Here is a 20767-nt window from a genome sequence, read left to right on the forward strand (position 1 = left end):
GAACCGTCGCACAGTAGGTTATTCGAGGTGCCCAAAAGGAGAATGAGTCCATGCTGGTCGTCAAATCGCTGCACATCATCTTCGTCGTGAGCTGGTTCGCCGGGCTCTTCTACTTGCCGCGCATCTTTGTCAATCTGGCGATGGTCGAGGAGCCGGCGGTGCGGGCGCATCTCTTGGTCATGGCGCGCAAGCTCTACCGCTTCATGACGCCGCTGGGGGTGCTCGCGATCGCTTTCGGTCTGTGGCTGTGGTTCGGCTTCGGCTTTTCCGGCGGCTGGTTGCATGCGAAGACGCTGCTCGTGGTCTTTCTCGTCGTCTATCACCTGGCGTGCGGCCGCCTGCTGCGTGCCTTTGCCGAAGGACGCAACCGGCACACTCATCGCTGGTACCGGGTCTTCAACGAGATTCCCGTGCTGGTGCTCACGGTGGTGGTGTTCCTCGCCGTGTTGAAACCTTTTTGAGGAGGCGGCGTGAGCGAGCGCTTTTTCATCCCTTGTCCGCGTGGTCTGGAGGGGGTGCTCGCCCAGGAATTGGCGAGCTTGGGGGTCGAGCGGCCCGAGCCGGCTTCTGCCGGGGTGGGGTTTGCCGGTGAGTTCACGCTCGGTGCCTGGCTGAACCTGACGAGCCGCATCGCTACGCGCGTACTGTGGCAGGTGGGGGAAGGGGTCTATCGCAACGAGGACGAACTCTATCGCCTGGCCCGCGACGTTCCCTGGCCACGGTATTTCGCCGTGGAGCGCACGATCCGCGTCGATGTGCGCGCGCAGCGCTCGCCTTTGCGTAGCCTCGAATTTGCAGCGCTGCGGGTCAAGGATGCGCTCTGCGACCGCTTCCGGGCGCAGCTGGGCACGCGACCCAGTGTCGATACCGCCACGCCGGAAGTACGCATCTGGGTTTTCTTGCAAGAGCGGCGCGCGCGGCTCTATCTCGACTTGAGCGGCGAGCCGCTCTACCGCCGCGGTTTCAAACGCTCGACGGTCGCTGCGCCCTTGAAGGAAAATCTCGCGGCGGGGATCCTCATGCTCACCGGCTGGCGGCCGGACGAACCGCTGGTCGACCCGATGTGCGGCAGCGGGACTTTTCTGCTCGAAGCGGCGATGGCCGCGTGCGGCATCGCCCCGGGGCTCGCGCGGGGGTTCGCCCTGGAAAAGCTGGAAAATTTCGATTCGACGCAGTGGCGGGCATTGCGCCGGCGTGCCGAGGCGCTGCGCCATGATACGCCGCTGAAGTTATGGGGGTCCGACGTCGACGCGGCGATGGTGGCGGCCGCGCGCGAGAACCTCGCCGCGGCGGGACTGGAAGAATCGGTGCATTGGCAAGTGGCCGATGTGGCAGAGCTGGCTACCCCGGCACCGGAAGGCGTTTTGGTGGCCAATCCGCCCTACGGCGTGCGGCTCGACGAGGCGCAGCGGCTGGCGGCGTGGTATCCGCGCCTGGGCGATGCCCTCAAGCGCCATTGGACGGGCTGGCGTGCCTGGATCCTTACCGCCGATCCGGAATTGCCGCGCGGCATCGGGCTCAAGGCGAGCCGGCGCGTGCCGCTCTTCAACGGGGCGCTGGAGTGTCGCCTTTTGGAATACCGCCTCGTGGCTGGCCCGATGCGGCGGCGCGCCAGTACGCCGCCGTGAGGCATGCCCTCAGGGAAACGCTGAAGAAATGAGCGAGTGGGATGAAGCGCAAGGCGCACGGAGCGCAGCGACCGAGACATATCGAGTAGATAGGCGAGGGAGCGAGCACCGCGCAACGCAGCGATTCGCCCGCGCAGCCAATTATTCAGCGTTTCCTCAGAGGACGTCGAGGCCATCGGGCGGACGAATGTCGGGTTTGTCTTCCCGTTTGCTGTAGAGTTTGATCTGCAGCCGCAGGTCATTGACCGAGTCGGCATAGCGCAGTGCGTCTTCATAGCGGATGAGCCCCGCCTCGTAGAGGTCGAAGAGGGCCTGGTCGAAGGTCTGCATGCCCAGCTCGCGCGAGCGCTTCATCACGTCCTTGATCTCGCCCACCTCCCCTTTGAAGATGAGATCGGCGATGAGCGGGGAGTTGAGCATGATCTCTACGGCCGGGATGCGGCCGGGGCCGTCGGCGCGTGGCAACAGGCGCTGCGACACGAAGGCGCGCAGGTTGAGTGAGAGATCCATGAGCAACTGCTGGCGCCGGTCTTCGGGGAAGAAGTTGATGATGCGATCGAGCGCCTGGTTGGCGCTGTTGGCGTGCAGCGTAGCGAGCGCGAGGTGGCCGGTTTCGGCGAAGGCGATAGCGTAGTCCATCGTCTCGCGATCGCGGATTTCCCCCATCATGATGACGTCCGGCGCTTGGCGCAAGGTGTTCTTCAGGGCGATTTCCCAGTTTTCGGTGTCGATGCCGATCTCCCGTTGCGACACGATGCAGTTCTTGTGCGTGTGTACGAATTCGATCGGATCTTCGATGGTGATGATGTGGCCGAAGGAATTCTCGTTGCGGTAATCCACGAGCGCCGCGAGCGAGGTGCTCTTGCCGGTGCCGGTGCCGCCGACGAAGACCACCAAGCCGCGTTTGAGCATGGCGATTTCCTTGAGAATGGGGGGCAGCATCAGCTCCTCGAAGGTGGGGACCCGGTCGGCGATGGCGCGCAGCACCAGCGCCACGGCGCCTTTTTCCAGATAGGCATTGACGCGGAAGCGCCCGATCCCGGTGGGATTGATGGCGAAGTTGCATTCCTTGGTCGCCTCGAACTCGGCGGCCTGCCGGTCGTTCATCAAGGAACGGGCGATCTCGGCGGTATGGACGGCGGTCAGCGGCTGCGCCGTTTGCGGCGTGACCTTGCCGTCGATCTTCAGCGCCGGGGGGAAATCCGGGGTGATGAAGAGGTCGGAAGCCTTTTTCTGCTTGGCGAGCTTGAGCAAGTCGTTGACGAAGCGCAGCGATTGGTCTTTTTGCATGATGACGGTCCTTAGCGGAACTGATCCTTGTTCTGCGCCACCGACCGGGCGTCGTCGACCGAGATCACCTGCTGGCGCACCAGCTCCATGAGGCACTGATCCAGCGTCTGCATGCCGATGGCCTGATTGGTCTGGATGATGGAGTACATCTGGGCCACCTTGTTCTCGCGGATGAGGTTGCGGATGGCGGCGTTGGCGATCATGATTTCATGTGCCGCCACGCGGCCGGTACCGTCCTTGCGCTTGAGTAGCACTTGCGAGATGACGGCGCGCAGGGATTCGGAAAGCATTGATCGCACCATCTCTTTCTCGGTGGCGGGGAAGACGTCGACGATCCGGTCGATCGTCTTGGCGGCCGAAGAGGTGTGCAAGGTGGCGAAAACGAGGTGGCCGGTCTCGGCCGCGGTGAGCGCGAGCCGGATGGTTTCGATGTCACGCATTTCGCCGACCAGGATCACGTCCGGGTCTTCGCGCAGCGCCGAGCGCAGCGCATTCTCGAAAGAATGGGTGTCGCGGTGTACCTCGCGCTGGTTGATGAGGGCTTTCTTCGGCTCGTAGACGAATTCGATGGGATCTTCGATGGTGAGGATATGGACCGGTTGATGGGTGTTGATGTAATCGAGCATCGCCGCCAAGGTGGTCGATTTCCCCGAGCCGGTCGGACCGGTGACGAGCACGATGCCGCGGGGTTGATCACAGATGGTCTTGAACACGGGGGGGGCGGAGAGATCCTCCAAGGTGAGAACTTTGCTCGGGATGGTGCGAAAGGCCGCTCCCATGCCGCGGTCCTGCATGAACGCATTGACGCGGAAGCGGGCGACACCGGGAACTTCGAAGGAAAAATCCTCCTCCAGATGCTCCTCGAAGTTCTTGCGCTGCGCATCGTTCATGATGTCGTAGACGAGCGCCTTGACGTCGGCATCGGTGAGCGTGGGCAGGTTGATGCGCCGGATGTCACCGTTGATGCGCAGCATTGGCGGCATGCCGGCGGAGAGGTGGAGGTCGGAGGCCTTGTTCTTGACGGAGAAGGCGAGCAGTTCGGTGATGTCCATACAGACTCCTGGGAGGCGGACGGCGGCGATGCTATACTCGATGCGGTCTTGGACTCGGAGTATGGCCTCGGAATGACGATTGTAGCGGATTCGCCGCATCGCGAGGAGTTTTTGTGTCATCGGCTCGATGCGTTGCGTGCGCGCGTGGCCGAGGCCGAGGTGCGCGCCGGGCGTCCTCCCGGCTCGGTGACGATCGTGGCGGTGTCGAAGACCCAGCCACCGCAGGCCGTACGTGCGGCTTTTGCCTGCGGGCAGAGGGTATTCGGCGAGAACTATGTGCAGGAAGGCGTGGCCAAGGTCGAAGCGCTCGCGGATCTGCCGCTCGAATGGCATTTCATCGGTCCGATCCAGAGCAACAAGACGCGCGCCATCGCCGAGCACTTCGCCTGGGTGCATTCCCTCGATCGGTTGAAAGTGGCCGAACGGCTGGCGGCGCAGCGGCCGGCCGCATTGGGGCCGCTGCAGGTGCTGCTGCAGGTCAATGTGAGCGGCGAAGCGAGCAAGTCCGGCGTGGCGCCGGCCGAGGTGCCTGCGCTCGCGCAGGCGGTGGCGTCGCTGCCTGGTCTGCGTTTGCGCGGTCTGATGTGCATTCCGGAGCCGACTTCCGATGAGCGGCTTTTGCGTGCGCGTTTTCGCACGCTGCGCCGTTGCTTGGATGACCTGCGTGCGAGGGGGCTCGAGCTCGACGTGCTCTCGATGGGCATGTCGGGTGATTTTGCCCTCGCCATCGAGGAGGGGGCGACGCACGTGCGCCTGGGGACGGCGATCTTCGGGGAGAGGAAGAAACCATGAGAATCAGTTTTCTTGGCGGTGGCCGCATGGCCGAGGCCCTGATCGGCGGCTTGTTGGCGCGCCAGGTGGCGAGTGCGCGCGGGGTTCAGGTCATGGATCCCGACGCGGTGCGCTGCCGGACGCTGGAAGCGCGCTTCGGCGTGGCGGCGCAGACGGTGCTCGACGATGCCTGGTTCGAGACCGACGTGATCGTGTTGGCGGTTAAGCCCCAACATCTGCGTGAGGCCGTGGCTCCGCTCGCCGGCCGACTGGGGCGGATCCTGGTGCTGAGCATCGCCGCGGGCTTGCCGCTGGCCGTGATCGGGCGCTGGCTCGGCGGCCATAGGCGGCTCGTGCGCGCCATGCCCAACACGCCCGCCCTGGTGGGAGCCGGTGTCACGGGGCTCTATGCCGACCCGAGCGTCGACCCCTTGGGGCGCGAGGAGGCCGAGCGCATCATGGCGGCGGTGGGTGAGGTGCTCTGGGTCGAAGAGGAAGGCAAAATCGACGCGATCACCGCGCTCTCAGGCAGCGGTCCGGCCTACGTCTTCGCCTTTCTCGAAGCCTTGCAGGCGGCGGGCGAAGCGCTGGGGTTCGATGCTACCACTGCCCGGCGCCTGGCGCAGACCACGGCCGCCGGGGCGGTGCGGCTTGCTCAGGGGAGCGAGGAGCCTTTGTCGCGTCTGCGTGAGAACGTGACGTCCAAGGGGGGGACGACGGAGGCGGCGTTGGCGCGCTTGAATGAACGCGGGTTCGCCGAAGCCATCCGCGAGGCGGTGTTTGCCGCTCATGCGCGCAGCCGGGAGCTTGCCCGGCAACTGGGCGAGGCGCCGTGATGATGGGACAGCAGCTTTTCGACCTGGTGTTCGGCACGCTCGCGCAGGCATTCACCGCCGTGCTCTGGCTGCGGGTGTTGATGCAGGCGCAGCGTATTTCCTTTTACACGTCGCTGGGCCGTTTCGTGCTTACGCTCACCGACTGGGCGGTGTTGCCGCTGCGCCGCGCCTTGAGGCCGCGCATGCGCTGGGACGTGGTGAGCCTGGGGCTGGCCTGGGCGACGCAGTCGCTCTTCGTGCTGCTGAAAATGGCAGTGTTCGGGCAGCTCGCGCTCTTGCCGCTCGGTGGCCTCGTCGGCCTGGTGGTCCTGGGCGGGCTACTCGAGACGTTCTACGTGCTGGGGTATCTCCTCTTTTTTGCCGTACTCTTCGCGGCGGTTTTGAGTTGGGTCAATCCCCATGCCCCGGCCGCGGCGCTGGCCGAAGCGATCGTCGCGCCCTGGCTCTATCCCATACGCCGAATCGTGCCCACCATCGGCGGCATCGATCTGAGCCCTCTGGTCTTTTTGTTGCTGCTGCAGGTGCTGGCGATCGCCGGCGGGCAGATGCGATTCCTGCTGGTGCGGCTGTTGCTCGGTGGCGGGATGGGATGAGCGAGGCGCCGATCCGCCTCGAGCGCGAGGCCTTGGTGGTGAGGCTGCACGTTCAGCCGGGCGCCAAACGCAGCCAGTGGGCGGGACGCCATGGCGACGCGCTGAAGCTGCGCGTGGCCGCGCCTGCCGTGGAAGGGAAGGCGAACGAGGCGCTCGTGCGCTTTCTGGCCGAATTCTGCGGCGTGCCGCGTTCGGCCATCGAGATCCTGCAGGGGGAAGCGAGCCGCACCAAGCGCGTGCGCATCGCCACCCCGGATCCGCAGGCGGTGGCGGCGCGGCTCGTGGCGATTTCCTCGCCGGCTCTCAGCAGCGACTGAAGACCGGTCGGCCGGCCACCAGGGTGGCGACCACGCGCCCCTGCACCGTTTTTCCCAAGAGCGGCGTGTTCTTCCCGAGGCTTGCGAGCGACTCGGGCGTGACCTGCCAGCGGGCCTGGGGGTCGAAGAGGCAGAGGTCGGCCACCGCGCCTTCTCCGAGATGCCCCGCGTCTGCCAGACCGAGGAGCCGGGCGGGGCGTTCGGTGATCGGAGCGAGCGCCGCAGCGAGGTCGAGCCCGCGCTCGCGCGCCCACGCGAGGGTGAGCGGCAGCAGCAGTTCCAGCCCGGTCGCGCCGGGTTCGCTCTCGGCAAAGGGCACGGACTTGGCGTCGTCGTCGACGGGAGTGTGGTTCGAATCGATCACGTCGATCAGTCCTTCGGCGACGGCCTGAGCGAGCGCTGCACGGTCGACTTGGCTGCGCAAGGGGGGGATCACGTGTGCGTTGGTGTCGAAGTGGCCGATGTCGTGTTCGCTGCAGGCAAGGTGCAGCGCCGAGACGCTGGCGCTCACGGGCAGCCCCGAGGCTTTCGCCTGGGCGAGCAGCGGCAGCGAAGCGGCGCTCGAGAGGTGTTGCACGTGCAGACGCACGCCGGTGGCGCGGGCGAGTTCCAGGAGCCGTGCCAAGGCGATCGTCTCGGTGCAGGTGGGAATGCCCGGCAAGCCCAGGCGGGCGGCGACTTCCCCGTCGTGCGCACAGCCGGCTGCCGCGAGCCAGGGGTCGGAGGCCGTGAGCCACACGGGGAGATCGAAGGTCGCGGCGTACTGGAAGGCGCGAAAGAGCGACAGGCTGTCGGCGATCGATACGTCGGCCTGACCCAGGGCGACGCAGCCGACTTCGGACAAAAGCGCCATCTCCGAGAGGCGCTCGCCTTTGAGTCCCAGCGTGAGTGCGCCCACCGGGTGCACGCGGGCGAGCCCCAGCGCTTCGGAGCGGAAACGCAGCATCTCGACGAGGCCGGCTTCGTCGAGCGGGGGATCGGTGTCGGGCGGAGTGACCACCCGGGTGATGCCGCCGCCGACGGCAGCTTTGAGCTCGGAGGCGAGCGTGGCGCGATATTCGAATCCCGGCTCGCGCAAGCGTGCGAAGGTGTCGATGAGGCCGGGGCAGACGACCAGCCCTTCGGCTTCGATCGTCTGATCGGCGTGGAAATCCGGGGCCGGGCCGCGGCCGACAATGCGTCCGTCGGCGATCAGCAGATCGGCGAGCTCTTCTTGGCGGCGACGGGGATCGACGAGGCGGGCGCCGCGGATGCGCACTCTCATGCTTGGGCTCCTTGTCCGGCGAGCAGGCTCATCACCGCCATGCGCACGGCGATGCCGAAAGTGACTTGCGGCAGGATCACCGACTGGGGACCGTCGGCCACCGACGAGTCGATCTCAATGCCGCGGTTGAGCGGCCCAGGGTGCATGACGATGGCGTCGGGCTTGGCGAGCGCGAGTTTCTCGGGCGTGAGCCCGAAGCGTTGGTGGTACTCTTCCTTCGATGGCAGCAATGCCCCTTTCATGCGCTCGTTCTGGAGTCGCAACATCATGACGACGTCGACGTCGCGCAAGCCCTGGCGCAGGTCGTGGAAGACCCGGGCGCCGAACTGTTCGAGCCCTACGGGCAGCAGCGTCTTGGGGCCGATCACGCGCAGCTCGCCCACGCCCAGGGTGGCGAGTGCGGCGATCTCGGAGCGGGCCACGCGCGAGTGGAGCACGTCGCCGACGACGGCCACCGTCAGCCGGGAGAAATCCTTCTTGTAGTGCCGGATGGTGTACATGTCGAGCAGCCCCTGGGTGGGGTGGGCGTAGCGTCCGTCGCCGGCATTGACCACGTGGATGTGCTCGAGGCCGCGCTCGCGCAGGTGGCGGGCGATAAGGAAGGGCGCGCCGCTGCTCGCGTGGCGTACGACGAACATGTCGGCGTTCATCGCGCAGAGGTTGTCGATGGTGTCGAGTAGCGACTCACCCTTGGTGGTGGAGCTCGTGCTGACGTTGAGGTTGATGACGTCGGCCGACAACCGCTTGGCGGCGATTTCGAAGGTGGTACGCGTGCGGGTGGAGTTCTCGAAGAAGAGGTTGAAGACGCTCTTGCCGCGCAGCAAGGGCACCTTCTTCACTTCGCGCTCGGTGACTTCGAGAAAAGGCTCGGCCATGTCGAGGATCTGGAGCAGCACCTCGCGCGGCAGCCCGTCGAGGCTCAGGAGATGCTGCAAGCGACCATGTTCATCGAGTTGTGGGTGGCTCATCGCGCAGGGTCCGGAGGGTGAAGAGGCCCGCCTCGTCGCGGGCGAGTTCGAGGCGCTCGCCCGCGGGTAGCGGTTGGGGTAGGGTGTGGGCTACATAGCGCGCGCAGATGGGGAGCTCCCGTTCGCCGCGGTCGACGAGCACGGCGAGCTCCACGCGCGCGGGGCGGCCGTAGTCGAAGAGCTCGTTGATCGCCGCGCGTACCGTGCGACCCGTGTAGAGCACGTCATCGACGAGCAGGATCCGCGCATCCTGCACCGGGAAAGGGATGTGGGAGGCGCGCACGCGCGAGCGCCCCAGACCCCGTTGGGCGAGGTCGTCGCGGTAAAACGAGACGTCGATGCTGCCGAGCGCCTTGGCAGGAGCGAGCTCGCGCTGCAGCCGCTCGGCGAGCCAGGCTCCACCGGAGTGGATGCCCACCAGCGCGTCGAAGTGGTCGATGTCGGGGGTGAGCCGTTCGCGCAGCGTCGCGTAAAGGCGTTCTGCCTCGGGTATCGGGTTCATGCGGGCTCCTTGGAGGCGAGAGCGTCGCGCCAGGGGGCACCGTCGAAGAAACTTTGCAGGATGACGCTCGCGGCGAGGGCATCGCGTACCGGTTTGCGGTGTCGCCAGTCGCGTCGGCCGATTTCTACGAGCTGGCGTTCGGCGAGGCACGAGGAGAGGGATTCGTCGACCAGCACGACGGGTAGGCGGTGACGACCGTGCAGGCGGCGGGCGAAGCGCTCGCAGCGCAGTCCAAATGCGTGCTCCTGGTTTTCACCTGGACGGCCAACCACGAGCAGCACCGGATGCCATTCTGCGAGCAGCGATGCGATGGCAGAGAAGAAAAACGACTCATCGGTGGATTCGAGCACCGCGAGTGGCATGGCAATCCGGGTCTCGAGCTCGCCCTGGGCGATGCCTGTACGTGCGAGGCCGTAGTCGAATGCGAGCACGGTTCCGCGGTGCGGGATCATCGGCGAAGACATGGGCGGTATCAGCCGTGTCCGGAATGGACGACGAGGTGGTGCAGCGCAACGCCCAAGAGTGCGAGGGCGGCTTCATAGCGTAGCGCCGGGTCCACGCCAAAGATCAAGTCCGGATCGGCAGGGACGCTGAGCCAGGCGTTTTGCGCGAGCTCTTGCTCGAGCTGACCGGGTGCCCAGCCGGCGTGTCCCAGCACGACGAGGAAATCGTGAGGGTCTTTGCCTTCGCCGATCGCTTGCAGCACGTCGCGTGAGCTGGTGAGCGCTAGGCCATGGGGCAAGACGGTGGTGCCGTGCCATGAACCGCCGGGGCGGTGCAGGACGAAACCACGCTCGGTGGCCACCGGTCCGCCGAAGAAGACCGGTCGGACGGCCACATCAGGGGCGGGGGCAGGCAGGTCGATGCGTTCGTAGAGCGTGCCGAGCGTGATTTCGGTGGGACGATTGATGATCACGCCCATGGCCCCTTCGTCGGAGTGCTCGGCGAGGTAGACCACCGTCTGGGCAAAGTTGGGATCGGCCATGTCAGGCATGGCGATCAGAAAGTGGTGTTTGAGGCTCATGCTGGTTTTCTTCATGGGCGGATTCTAGCATTCAGTTCAGGAATGGACGCTCCAGGATCGGTGCGTGCCTCGGTTCCACGGGTTGCGGTAGCCTTCGTTGCCGAATGAGGTCGTAGAGAGGATCTTCACTCGTGTCGTTTGCGGCGGGATGCTCGTACAGGAATTCGGGGAATTCGGGCATCGGTGGATAGGGCTCGGGGGGTGGGAATTCACTGTAATGATATTCGGGCACGTCGCCGAGTAGCACGGTCGAGATGCCTTCGGGCATGGGGCGTTTGACTTCGGGTTGGCCTCGCAGTGCCGTCTCCATGTACTCGATCCAGATCGGAAGCGCTGCGCGCCCCCCCGTCTCTGCGCGACCGAGCGAGCGCGGCTGGCTGAAACCGAGCCAGCTCACGGCGACGATCTTGGGTTGATAGCCGGCAAACCAGGTGTCGACCTGGTTGTTGGTGGTACCGGTCTTGCCGGCCAAGTCCGAGCGTTTGAGTTTGCGCGCGGCGGTGGCGGTGCCGCGTTCGACCACGCTGCGCAGGAGCGAGTCCATCAACCAGGCATTGCGCTCCGAGAGGACGCGCGGAGCATCCCGTGCGGCAACCTTGGGTTGTACGCGAAGCAGGAGGTTCCCCTGGGCGTCGCGGATCTCCTGGATGAAGTAGGGTTCGACGAGGTAGCCCCCGTTGGCGAAGACCGCGTAGGCGCGTGCCATCTCCCAGGGGGTCGCGCTGCCCGATCCCAGCGCCATTGCGAGATAGGGGGGGTGCTTGGCCGGGTCCAGACCGAAACGGGTGAGCCACTGCTGGGCGTATCCCGTCGTGATGTCATTGAGCACGCGGACGGCTACGACGTTCTTGGACTTGGCGACTGCATCCCGTAGTCTCATCCATCCTTCATAACGATTGTCATAGTTCTTGGGTTCCCAGTCTTTGCTGCCAGTGACTTCGGCAGAAAAGCTGATGGGTTCGTCCTCGACCCAGCTGCCCGGCCCCCAGCCTTTCTCGAGTGCGGCGGAGTAGATGAAGGGTTTGAACGAGGAACCCGGCTGACGCTGACCTTGAGTGGCGTGGTTGAATTTGGTGAGACTGAAGTCGTAGCCGCCCACGAGCGCGCGCACGGCGCCGGTATCGGCATCGATCGATACGAGCGCGGCCTGGGCTTCGGGAATTTGCGTCAATTCCCATCGTCCCTCGGGAAGTGCGCGGATACGTACGATCGCACCCGGACGCAGCCGTTTCGCTTCGGGTATCTTGGTTCCGATGTTACTGCGTACGAAATCGAGCGCTTTGCCGGTGAATTCGATGGTTTGGCCGTGCCGCCAAACGACGAGCTTACGCTCATCCGCTTCCACTACGACGGCCGCCAGCGCATCGGGTAGATCGGGGAAACCGGAGAGCTGGGCGTCGAGTGCGTCCCAATCCTCTTTGGTGATGGCCTCGGGCGCGATCCAGCCTTCTGGTCCGCGATAGCCGTGTCGCCGATCATAGGCCAGCAGGCCATGTCGCACGGCGGCCTCGGCCGCGCGCTGGTCTTCGATACGAATCGTGGTGAAAATCTGGATGCCGGCGGTGTAGGCCGCCTCTCCGAAACGTTCCAGCGCAAAGAGCCGGGCCATCTCGGCCACGTACTGGCCAGCGCCATTGTCATTGATGGCGGCGGGATCCTTACGGGAGCGGTCTTGTGCGAGCACGATCGGCTCGGCTCTCGCGGTTTCATATTGCGCTCGGTCGATGAACCCCGCGTCGAGCATGCGAGAGAGCACGTATTCACGACGCCTTTTGGATGCTTCGGGATTACGCAGGGGGTTGAGCAGCGAAGGAGCCTTGGGCAGTCCGGCGAGCAGTGCGGCCTCGGCCAGCGAGAGCTCCTGCACGGGCTTGCCGAAATAGGTACGAGCAGCAGCGGCGAATCCGTAGGCGCGCTGGCCGAGATAGATCTGGTTGAGGTAGAGCTCTAGGATCTGGTCTTTGGTGAGTTCGCGCTCGATCTTGAAGGCGAGCAGTATTTCGTAAAACTTGCGGTTGAAGGTCTTTTCACGCGAGAGGTAGAAATTGCGCGCCACCTGCATGGTAATGGTGGAAGCGCCTTGCGCCCTCCCGCCGCGCACGAAATTGACCAAGGCAGCGCGCGCGATGCCCATCACGTCGACGCCCGGGTGTTCGTAGAATCGTTCGTCTTCGGCGGCGAGGATGGCCAGCTTGAGATGTGTGGGCACGACATGCACGTTCAAGACCACCCGTTTTTCCTCTCCGAATTCGGCCAGCGGCTCCCCTTCGGCGGAATAGACGCGCAGAGGTATTTTCGGCTGGTAGTCGAGGATCTGATCGAGCTCGGGAAGTTTCTGCCAGGCCAGCGCAGCTGTAGTGGCGATGACGCCAAAAGCGGTGGCGATCAAGGCCAGGAGGGCGACGAGCAGGGATTTTACCCAAGGCATGAGGATATCCATCGAAGAATCTTTTGATTATACCGAGCCAAAGGGCGTTGTCGTTTGCATGATATGCCGATTATAATTCTCGCACATCGGATGGGTGTATGCCGTGGCCGCAGGGAGACGACGGATGGACTTGAAGCGGATTTTTGGGCTCGGGAACGGGGGAATCGGCAGTTTGATCGGCATCGACCTGTCGGCCTCGGCAGTGAAAACCCTCGAATTGTCGGGCACGCCCGATGCGCCGCAAATCGAGCAGTGTGCCATCGTCGCTTTGAAAGAAGGGGCCATGGTGGACAATGCCGTGGTCGATTTCGACGCGGTGGTCGGTGCGCTACGTCGCGCGCTCGATATGCACGGGAAAGGGAAGGAGCGTCTGGCCTTCGCACTGCCCGACTCGGTCGTCATGATGAAATCGGTGGTACTCGCCGCCATGCAGAGCGAGCGGGAGTTCGAAGAGCTCGTCATGATGGAGGCGGCCCGCTTCGTGCCTTTCTCTCTCGACGAGGTCGCACTCGACTGGCAGGTGCTGGGACCCGGGCATATCGAGGATACCGTCGAAACCTTCATCGTCGCCGCGCGGCGAGATCGCGTCGATGAGCTCGTTGCGCTCGCCGACGCCGTCGATGCCCAGCCGGCCGTGGTCGACGTCGCGTCGCTCGCCTGGCAGCGGGCGATGTTCCGGAATGCAGAAAAGGAAAGGTCGAATCGCATCGAGGCGCATTGTAATCTCGGCGCGAACCTCCTGGAAGTGCTCATCTTCCATCGCGGCAAACGTATCTTCGACCGTACCCAGCCCGTCGGCGGCAGGCAACTCGAACACGAACTGATGCGTCGCAGCGGGAAAACCGCCCAGGAAGTAGAGCAAATGATGCGGCAGCGGAGCTGGCCGATCGACCTCCTCTCCCAGGTGGTGACGCCGTTTTGTGACACCCTCGCCCAGGAGATCGCTCGCGCCTTGCAATATTTTTTTGCAACTCAGTCGTCCGATCACGTCGATGGGGTCGTCTTGGGTGGAGGTTTGGCGGCGCTACCGATGCTTCCCGACGCCGTCCGGCAGCGGGTCGCCGTGCCCGTGGAAGTGGCCGATCCCTGGAAAGGGTTCCATCTTCATCCGCGATTGCGCGATCGCTTGCAACCCGTCGATGCACCGCGGATGATCATCGCCACCGGTCTCGCTCTGCGGAGGTTCGAATCGTGATTCGCATCAATCTGTTGCCTTGGCGCGAAGCGCTCAGAGAACGCCGTCGACGCCTTTTTTACGTCCATCTGGGCCTGGCCGGTGCAGCGGGAATCCTGGTCGGAGTGATGGGCTCGCTGTATCTCGACGGGCTCATCGAGCGGCAGCAAGGGCGCAACCGCTTTCTCTCCGAGCAGATCGGCCAACTCGACAAGCAGCTGGCAGAACTCAAAGATCTTCGAGCGCTCATCGACGGCATCATCGCGCGCAAGAACGTCATCGAGTCCTTGCGTGCGCGTCGGGTCGAACCGGTTTTGCTCGTTGATGAGTTACCTCGGCGCTTGCCCGAAGCCACTTTCCTCGAATCGCTCGAGCGCCGCGATGCGTTGGTGACCCTGCGCGGTATCTCCCAGTCGAATGCGCGAGTCTCCGAGACGATGCGAAGCCTCGAATCCTCCCCTTACCTCACCGACGTGCGTCTGATCGAAACGGTAGGATTGGACCGTAACAACCAGCGAGTGGTTCGTTTCGGGCTTCAGCTGCGGATGGATCGAAAGACGATAGAAACCATGGGGGCGCCCGACGCGGGGGAGGGTAAGCCATGAAACGCACGGCATCGTTCGATTTGGCTCAGACGCTCGATCGCCTGCTTCTCCAGTTTCGCGATCTCGATCCGCAAGACCCTGGTCGCTGGCCCCCTGCGCCTCGATTCCTCGTCATGATCGTCGTCTTCGTCATGATCGTTGCCGGCGCCTGGTGGTTTTTCTGGGGGGATCAGACGATGGAGCTCGAAAAAGCCAGGGCTCAGGAAGCACAGCTGCGTGAACAATGGCTCTCCAAGAAGCGCCAGGCGGTCAATCTACCCGAATATCGTGCCCAGTTGCGAACGGCGGAGGCACAGTTCGGTGCCCTGCTCAAGCAGTTGCCGAGCAGGTCCGAAATGGACGGTCTCCTGCAGGACGTGCATCAAATCGGTTTGAAGCGGGGCTTGCGCTTCGAACTGTTTCGTCCGGGTGATGAGCTCAAGCGCGACTTCTACGTGGAAATGCCCGTGGCGATCGTCCTCGATGGTGGCTATCACGAGATTGCCGGTTTCCTGAGCGATGTGTCGTCCATGCCTCGTGTCGTGACTTTCGGGGATCTGAAGATTTCTCCGCAGAAAGAATCCGGGTTGAAGTTCGAGGCGACTTTGCACACCTACCGTTATCTCGACGAAGACGAAATCCCAAAAAATGAGCCCAAGCCGTCGGCACAAGGGAGGAAGAAATGAATTTTCCCTCCGTTCGGAGCACGCTACCAGCCTTGATTTCAGCAACATTGCTGGTGGCGTGCGTGGAAGCGCCTCCTTCCGGGGTCGCGGACATCGAGCAATGGATGCAGGAGTCTTCCAAGGGGATGAAAGGGCGGGTACCTCCTTTGCCCGCAGTACACCCCTTCCCCTCCATCGCGTATGCCGCTTACGATTTGCCCGATCCTTTCGATCCCGGTCGTCTGGCTCCTCCTGCCCTGAAGTCGGCCACGGGGAGCGGTCTGCCGGCACCCGACATGACCCGGCCGCGGGAGCCGCTCGAGCGTTTTTCTTTGTCTGAACTCAGGCTAAGGGGCGTGTTGCGTAAAGGAAGCGAGATCAGGGCTTTGATCGAGGCTCCGGACGGAGTCTATCCCGTCGGGCTCGGTGCCTATCTCGGCCAGAATTTTGGCCGTGTCGTAAACATCCAAGAGACCAAGATCACGATAGAAGAGATGGTGCGGGATGCCGATCAATGGGTCAAGCGGACGGCAGAATTGAACCTGGAGGAAAAACCATGAATCGCATGGGCTATACCACTTTGTGCGCGTCAGCCAAGGGAGATGCTGCCGTGCTTTGGCTCAGATCGTTCGTTTTGGGGGTCTGTTTCGTGCTTCTTGCTGCCTACGCTCCCCCGGGATGGGCTGCTGCGGACTCCTCGGTCGCGCTGAAAGATGTCTCCCTCGTCGAGTCGGGGGAAGGGGCGGTTCGGCTGGATCTCGTCTTTGACGCACCGGTGGGTGCTCCTTCGCATTTCTCGATGGCGAGCCCTTCACGCATCGTGCTGGATTTCCCCGAGGCCAAAAATCTGCTGGGTACTCCCTCCAGGGAGATCAAGCGCAGCGGCATCGAGCGTATCTACGCGGTCGAGGGAGCAGGGCGTCTGAGGGTGGTGTTGGCGCTTTCCCAACCGATGCAGTACCGCTTGACCCAAGTCGCAGGGGGGTGGGGGGTGGAACTCCAGACTGCGTCTTCGAGTACGGGTACGAGTTCGGCGCAAGAGGCACTGGCACCCTATCAGCGCGACGGTGGCGGCATGCCGAGTTCGACTGCCTCGGCGCCCGCAGGCACCCCTTCCATCGTATCGGTCGATTTTCGTCGTGGCCCGGAAGGGGAGGGGAAAGTGATGATTCGCCTCTCTTCCGCCGACATCACGCCGGATCTACGCCGCGCCGGTGAGCGCGTCGAGATCGTCTTTCCCGAAACGGCTCTGCCGCAGGAGCTCTATCGGCGCAGCGACGTGACCGATTTCGCCACGCCGGTGCAAAGCTTCCGTTTCGAGCGCAGAGGGCGGGACACCGTGCTCGTGATCGAACCCAAGGGAAATTGGCAACACACCGCCTATCAGGCCGATACACTCTTCGTCATCGACATTCAGCCAATTCAGGAAGACCCCAATAAAGTGCTCGTGGGTAGGCCGCAGTACAAGGGCGAGCGGCTCACCCTCAACTTCCAGAACATCGACGTACGCGCCGTGCTGCAGGTGTTGGCCGACTTCAGCGGTTTCAACCTCGTCGTCTCCGATACGGTGCAAGGCACGATCACGTTGCGCCTGGTCGACGTGCCCTGGGATCAGGCCCTCGACATCATTTTGCAGAACAAAAAACTCGACAAGCGGCAGCAGGGCAATGTCATCTGGGTCGCTCCGGCCCAGGAGCTCGCCGAGCACGAGAAAATACGACTCGAGGCGCTCAATCAGAGCATCGAAAAAGGCGTGTTGCTCACCGAGAGCTTCCAAATCAATTATCATTCGGCGGCCGAGATCTATCAAATGATTTCGGAAGAGAGCAGGGGTGGTGGTAGTAGTAACAAAAAAATTCTCTCCGACCGCGGCATGGCCACTTACGACGTTCGGACCAACAAGCTCTTCGTCACTGACGTCGAGGAGCGGCTGCAAGCGGTGCGTGAACTGCTGAAACAGATCGACGTGCCGCCGCGTCAGGTAGTGATCGAGGCTCGCATCTTGGAGGTGTCGTCGAATTTCGGCAAGGAGATCGGAGCCAAGCTTTCGTTCGACGATGCCCGCATCCGTAGTCTGGGAAATGGGGCACTCTTCACCGTGGGCCCCTTCAACCGTCCGTTCTACCAGCAGAGCTCACTACCGGGCGGCCAGTTTTCGACTTTTGCCCTGTCGATCTTCAATCGCTCGGCTACACGTTTCCTCAACCTGGAACTCAATCTGGCAGAGGTCACGGGCAAGAGTCGCATCGTCTCCAATCCCAAGATCATGACGGCGAACAACATCGAGGCGCGCATCGCCGTTGGCGACGAGATTCCCTATACCACGACTTCGACGGTGGGTAACATGACCACGCAGGACGTCGAATTCAAGGAGGCGTTGCTTGAACTGCGGGTGACGCCGGTGCTCACGCCCGACGGGCGAGTGCGGATGAAGGTGCTCGTGCGTAAGGATCGTGCTGATTTCTCCCGCTCGGTTCAGGGTAATCCACCCATCCTGAAGAAAGAGGTAACGACCGATGTCCTCGTGGAAAATGGAGGCACCGTCGTACTGGGCGGCTTGTTCGAGGAGTCCGAAACCAATTCGGTCGATAAGGTTCCAGGGTTGGGTGACATCCCGCTCCTGGGGAATCTCTTCCGGAACAAGGCAGACACGGCTCAGCGCACAGAGCTGATGGTGTTCCTCACTCCGCGTATCATTGCCGAGGATCTGCGTCTGCGCTGATCGTACGTTCCTTCTTCCGCGAAGACCCGCCCCGTCGCCGACGGGCGGTTTTTTTACGCCGTATGACCGCTCTTTTTACGGTACACTAATTCCGATCAACGAACGTGAGCGTATCGGGTGGAGCCCATCGTGTTCATCGGAATGATGGGGGCCGGCAAGACGACCGTCGGGCGCGCTTATGCGGCACGACACGGGCTGGCTTTCATCGACAGCGACCAAGAATTGGAGGTGCGCACCGGCGTCTCCATTCCCACGATCTTCGCCGTCGAGGGAGAGGAAGGATTTCGCGAGCGCGAGACGCGGCTGCTCGCCGAACTGCTCGGCCGCGAGGACATCGTGCTCGCCACCGGCGGCGGGGTGGTGCTGCGGCCGGAGAATCGGGCTCAGCTGCGTCGTCGGGGCATCGTCGTCTATCTGCACGTGCCGCCAGAGGTGCTGTGGGAGCGGCTGCGGCACGACCGCCATCGGCCGCTGCTGCAGGTGCCACAGCCGCGGCAGCGTATTTTCGAACTCTATGCCCAGCGTGACCCGCTCTATCGCGAGGCGGCCGACATCGTCGTCGATGGCGGTCGGATGAAGCCCTCGGCCATGCTCGCGCGCGTCGAGGAAGCGGTACGCGACTACCTGTCAGGTAGAGGGGAAAGGGCAGTGATCGCGCAAGGAGAAGGGGATGCGTGAGCTGGCCGTCGATCTGGGTGAGCGGTCCTATCCTATTTTCATCGGCTCCGGCGTGCTTACGGCCCATGAGTTGCTGTTGCCGCACCTGGAGCAGCCGCGCGCGGTGCTCGTCACGAACGAGACCGTGGCGCCGCTCTATCTCGAGCGCGTGACCACCATGCTGGAGCGTCACGCCGTGCGCGTCGACTCGGTGGTGCTGCCCGACGGGGAACAGTACAAAAACTGGCAGACACTGGAAAAAGTCTACGATACGCTCGTCGATACCCGCGCCGAGCGTGCCACCACCCTCATCGCCCTGGGCGGAGGCGTCGTTGGCGACATGACGGGTTTTGCCGCTGCCACCTGGCAGCGCGGGGCTCCTTTCGTCCAGATGCCCACCACGCTCCTCGCGCAGGTCGATTCTTCCGTGGGCGGCAAGACGGCGATCAACCACCCGCGCGGCAAGAACATGATCGGGGCTTTCCATCAGCCTCGTGCGGTGCTCATCGACACCGACACGCTCGCGACCCTGCCGCTGCGCGAGCTGCGCGCGGGGCTCGCCGAGGTGATCAAGTACGGTCTCATCCGGGATGCCGCCTTCTTCGATTGGCTCGAGGGGCACATGGAGGCTTTGCTCGCGCTGGAGCCGGGGCCGGTGGCCTTTGCCATCGAGCGCTCCTGTCGCAACAAGGCCGAGGTGGTTGCAGCCGACGAGACCGAGCGCGGCGAACGGGCACTGCTCAATCTCGGACATACCTTCGGCCATGCGATCGAGACGGGGACAGGCTACGTCGATTGGCTGCACGGTGAGGCGGTGGCCGTGGGGATGCTGATGGCGGCCGAGGTGTCCTTGCGCCTCGGGTGGCTCGACGAGGGCGAGCTTGCGCGCATCGAGGGGCTTTTGATCCGGGCTGGCCTGCCGGTGCAGGGGCCCGCTTTGCCGGTGGATGAGATGTTGCACTGGATGGCCGGCGACAAGAAAGTGAGCGGTGGGCGGCTACGCTTGGTCCTGCTCCAAGGGATCGGCAAGGCGGTGGTGACGGCAGACGTGCCGCCATCCGTGTTGCGCGCCGCGATCGAAGCAAGGAGCTGAGATGCTGGCCCCGTACGCGGTCCATGAAGCGGCGAGCCGCGGGCGCCGGCACCCGGAGCCGAGCGCGGCGCCGCGTAGCGAATTCCAGCGCGACCGTGACCGGATCGTGCATTCGAGCGCCTTTCGCCGGCTGGAATACAAGACGCAGGTCTTCGTCAATCACGTCGGGGACCACTTTCGCACGCGGCTCACCCATTCGCTGGAAGTGGCGCAGATCGGCCGTTCCATCGCCCAGATGCTCGGCGTGAACGACGTGCTGGTCGAGGCGATCACTTTGGCGCACGACCTGGGGCATACGCCTTTCGGGCACGCCGGGCAGGAGGCGCTCGACGAGTGCATGAAAGAAGAGGGCGGATTCGAGCACAACCTGCAGTCGCTGCGCGTCGTCGACGAACTCGAGGAAAAGTACGCCGAATTCGACGGGCTCAACCTCATGTTCGAGACGCGCGAGGGCATTTTGAAGCACTGTCGTCCGGAACACTGGGCCCGGCTGGGAGAGGTGGCCGAGCGTTTTCGCCGCGACTTGCGGCCCTCGCTGGAAGCGCAGATCGCCAACCTGGCCGACGAGCTCGCCTACAACAACCATGACATCGACGATGGTCTGCGCTCCGGCCTCCTTACCCTCGATGCGCTCGAGGCGGTGCCGATTTTCGCGCGCACGCGCGCCGAGGTGGAAACACGCTATCCGGGTCTGGAGCGCAAGCGGCTCATCCATGAAACGATTCGCCGCATGATTTCGCTCATGGTGCTCGACCTCGTCGAGGAGAGCCGGCGGCGCATCGCCGAAGCCGATCCCGCCTGCGTCGAAGACGTACGCCGTGCGCCGCCGCTCGTGCGGCATTCGAGTGCGATGCGCGAAGAAGTCGCAGTGCTCAAGCGTTTCCTCTTTCTCCAGCTTTACCGTCACCCGAAAGTGGTCGACATGAACCGCCGGGCGCAGCGCATCATCCGTGAGCTCTTCGCCGCCTATGCCACCGATCCTTCGCTGCTGCCAGAGGGGTACCGGCGACGTTTCGCCGAGAAAGGCCGTCGCGCCTTGGCCGATTACATCGCCGGGATGACCGACCGCTATGCCGTTCGCGAGCATCGCCGCATTTTCGGTCTGGAAGAGGCGTTCTGAGGTTTTTTCTGGTGTTGACCGCAATCACGTCGGGGACAAATTTTTTCCTCGACCGATCTTGATCGGCGGCCTCTTCGAC

At 63.7% G+C, this 20767-nt stretch carries 22 protein-coding genes; 14 read left to right on the plus strand and 8 right to left on the minus strand.

All coding sequences use genetic code 11. The features are described 5' to 3' along the window. Positions 1-50: 50 nt before the first annotated feature. Together EPD80_RS01820 and EPD80_RS01825 are read left to right on the plus strand one after the other, a co-directional pair. Entirely contained in the window at positions 51-461 is a 411-nt protein-coding gene (locus tag EPD80_RS01820; RefSeq protein WP_142804762.1) for a CopD family protein, read from the plus strand. 9 nt (positions 462-470) lie between these two features. Next, positions 471-1628: a THUMP domain-containing class I SAM-dependent RNA methyltransferase gene (locus EPD80_RS01825; protein WP_142804761.1), complete on the plus strand. Its 1158-nt coding sequence runs from the start codon at positions 471-473 to the stop codon at positions 1626-1628. Positions 1629-1784: 156 nt separating this feature from the next. Here EPD80_RS01825 and EPD80_RS01830 read toward each other — a convergent pair whose 3' ends face one another. Both EPD80_RS01830 and EPD80_RS01835 read right to left on the minus strand, forming a co-directional pair. Continuing rightward, positions 1785-2918 carry a PilT/PilU family type 4a pilus ATPase gene (locus EPD80_RS01830; RefSeq protein ID WP_142808940.1) on the minus strand — a complete coding sequence of 378 codons (1134 nt, stop codon included), beginning with the start codon at positions 2916-2918 and terminating at the stop codon, positions 1785-1787. 11 nt (positions 2919-2929) lie between these two features. Continuing rightward, the gene (locus tag EPD80_RS01835) at positions 2930-3970 is read right to left on the minus strand and encodes a type IV pilus twitching motility protein PilT (protein WP_142808942.1); all 1041 of its coding nucleotides are present in this window, start codon (positions 3968-3970) and stop codon (positions 2930-2932) included. A 72-nt stretch (positions 3971-4042) separates the two neighbouring features. Here EPD80_RS01835 and EPD80_RS01840 point away from each other — a divergent pair, with 72 nt between their 5' ends. Genes EPD80_RS01840 through EPD80_RS01855 form a run of 4 tightly spaced genes read left to right on the plus strand, consistent with a single transcriptional unit; the run spans position 4043 to position 6487 of the window. Further along, entirely contained in the window at positions 4043-4762 is a 720-nt protein-coding gene (locus EPD80_RS01840; RefSeq protein ID WP_142808944.1) for a YggS family pyridoxal phosphate-dependent enzyme, read from the plus strand. Further along, positions 4759-5577 (plus strand): pyrroline-5-carboxylate reductase, encoded by an 819-nt coding sequence (gene proC, locus EPD80_RS01845; protein WP_142808946.1) that lies wholly within the window; start codon positions 4759-4761, stop codon positions 5575-5577. The genes EPD80_RS01840 and proC overlap by 4 nt, the downstream gene beginning before the upstream one ends. Then, the gene (locus tag EPD80_RS01850; RefSeq protein ID WP_142808948.1) at positions 5577-6170 is read left to right on the plus strand and encodes a YggT family protein; all 594 of its coding nucleotides are present in this window, start codon (positions 5577-5579) and stop codon (positions 6168-6170) included. Before proC ends, EPD80_RS01850 begins: the two co-directional genes overlap by 1 nt. Then, positions 6167-6487, plus strand: coding sequence for a DUF167 domain-containing protein (locus EPD80_RS01855; protein ID WP_142808950.1), 321 nt, complete (start codon positions 6167-6169; stop codon positions 6485-6487). The genes EPD80_RS01850 and EPD80_RS01855 overlap by 4 nt, the downstream gene beginning before the upstream one ends. Here EPD80_RS01855 and EPD80_RS01860 read toward each other — a convergent pair. The 6 genes from EPD80_RS01860 to EPD80_RS01885 are packed head-to-tail and all read right to left on the minus strand — an operon-like array spanning position 6474 to position 12685. After that, on the minus strand, positions 6474-7751 hold the full coding sequence (locus EPD80_RS01860; protein WP_142808952.1) for a dihydroorotase: 1278 nt from the start codon (positions 7749-7751) through the stop codon (positions 6474-6476). The genes EPD80_RS01855 and EPD80_RS01860 overlap by 14 nt on opposite strands. Continuing rightward, complete coding sequence (locus EPD80_RS01865; RefSeq protein ID WP_142808954.1) at positions 7748-8719, minus strand: aspartate carbamoyltransferase catalytic subunit; 972 nt, start codon at positions 8717-8719, stop codon at positions 7748-7750. The genes EPD80_RS01860 and EPD80_RS01865 overlap by 4 nt, the downstream gene beginning before the upstream one ends. Next, positions 8697-9221: a bifunctional pyr operon transcriptional regulator/uracil phosphoribosyltransferase PyrR gene (gene pyrR / locus EPD80_RS01870; RefSeq protein ID WP_142808957.1), complete on the minus strand. Its 525-nt coding sequence runs from the start codon at positions 9219-9221 to the stop codon at positions 8697-8699. Before pyrR ends, EPD80_RS01865 begins: the two co-directional genes overlap by 23 nt. Beyond that, a complete protein-coding gene (gene ruvX / locus EPD80_RS01875; protein ID WP_142808959.1) occupies positions 9218-9685 on the minus strand; it encodes a Holliday junction resolvase RuvX in 468 nt (155 codons plus the stop codon). The genes pyrR and ruvX overlap by 4 nt, the downstream gene beginning before the upstream one ends. 8 nt (positions 9686-9693) lie before the next feature. Beyond that, on the minus strand, positions 9694-10260 hold the full coding sequence (locus EPD80_RS01880) for a YqgE/AlgH family protein (RefSeq protein ID WP_142808961.1): 567 nt from the start codon (positions 10258-10260) through the stop codon (positions 9694-9696). 16 nt (positions 10261-10276) lie between these two features. Beyond that, complete coding sequence (locus tag EPD80_RS01885; RefSeq protein WP_221928774.1) at positions 10277-12685, minus strand: penicillin-binding protein 1A; 2409 nt, start codon at positions 12683-12685, stop codon at positions 10277-10279. A gap of 112 nt (positions 12686-12797) precedes the next feature. Here EPD80_RS01885 and pilM point away from each other — a divergent pair, with 112 nt between their 5' ends. From pilM to EPD80_RS01925, 8 genes are all read left to right on the plus strand, one after another. Further along, on the plus strand, positions 12798-13868 hold the full coding sequence (pilM, locus tag EPD80_RS01890; RefSeq protein WP_142804749.1) for a type IV pilus assembly protein PilM: 1071 nt from the start codon (positions 12798-12800) through the stop codon (positions 13866-13868). Then, a complete protein-coding gene (locus EPD80_RS01895) occupies positions 13865-14452 on the plus strand; it encodes a PilN domain-containing protein (RefSeq protein WP_142808963.1) in 588 nt (195 codons plus the stop codon). The genes pilM and EPD80_RS01895 overlap by 4 nt, the downstream gene beginning before the upstream one ends. Continuing rightward, entirely contained in the window at positions 14449-15117 is a 669-nt protein-coding gene (pilO, locus tag EPD80_RS01900; RefSeq protein ID WP_142808965.1) for a type IV pilus inner membrane component PilO, read from the plus strand. Before EPD80_RS01895 ends, pilO begins: the two co-directional genes overlap by 4 nt. Next, the gene (locus EPD80_RS01905; protein WP_142808967.1) at positions 15114-15656 is read left to right on the plus strand and encodes a pilus assembly protein PilP; all 543 of its coding nucleotides are present in this window, start codon (positions 15114-15116) and stop codon (positions 15654-15656) included. The genes pilO and EPD80_RS01905 overlap by 4 nt, the downstream gene beginning before the upstream one ends. A gap of 5 nt (positions 15657-15661) precedes the next feature. After that, entirely contained in the window at positions 15662-17818 is a 2157-nt protein-coding gene (gene pilQ, locus EPD80_RS01910) for a type IV pilus secretin family protein (protein ID WP_260677337.1), read from the plus strand. A gap of 117 nt (positions 17819-17935) precedes the next feature. After that, positions 17936-18496: a shikimate kinase gene (locus tag EPD80_RS11435; protein ID WP_142808971.1), complete on the plus strand. Its 561-nt coding sequence runs from the start codon at positions 17936-17938 to the stop codon at positions 18494-18496. Next, positions 18489-19568 (plus strand): 3-dehydroquinate synthase, encoded by a 1080-nt coding sequence (gene aroB / locus EPD80_RS01920; RefSeq protein ID WP_142808973.1) that lies wholly within the window; start codon positions 18489-18491, stop codon positions 19566-19568. The genes EPD80_RS11435 and aroB overlap by 8 nt, the downstream gene beginning before the upstream one ends. A gap of 1 nt (position 19569) precedes the next feature. Continuing rightward, positions 19570-20688, plus strand: coding sequence for a deoxyguanosinetriphosphate triphosphohydrolase (locus tag EPD80_RS01925; protein WP_142804742.1), 1119 nt, complete (start codon positions 19570-19572; stop codon positions 20686-20688). Positions 20689-20767: the final 79 nt, after the last annotated feature.

The organism is Tepidiphilus olei (assembly GCF_006980705.1).
Classification (GTDB): Bacteria; Pseudomonadota; Gammaproteobacteria; order Burkholderiales; family Rhodocyclaceae; genus Tepidiphilus; species Tepidiphilus olei.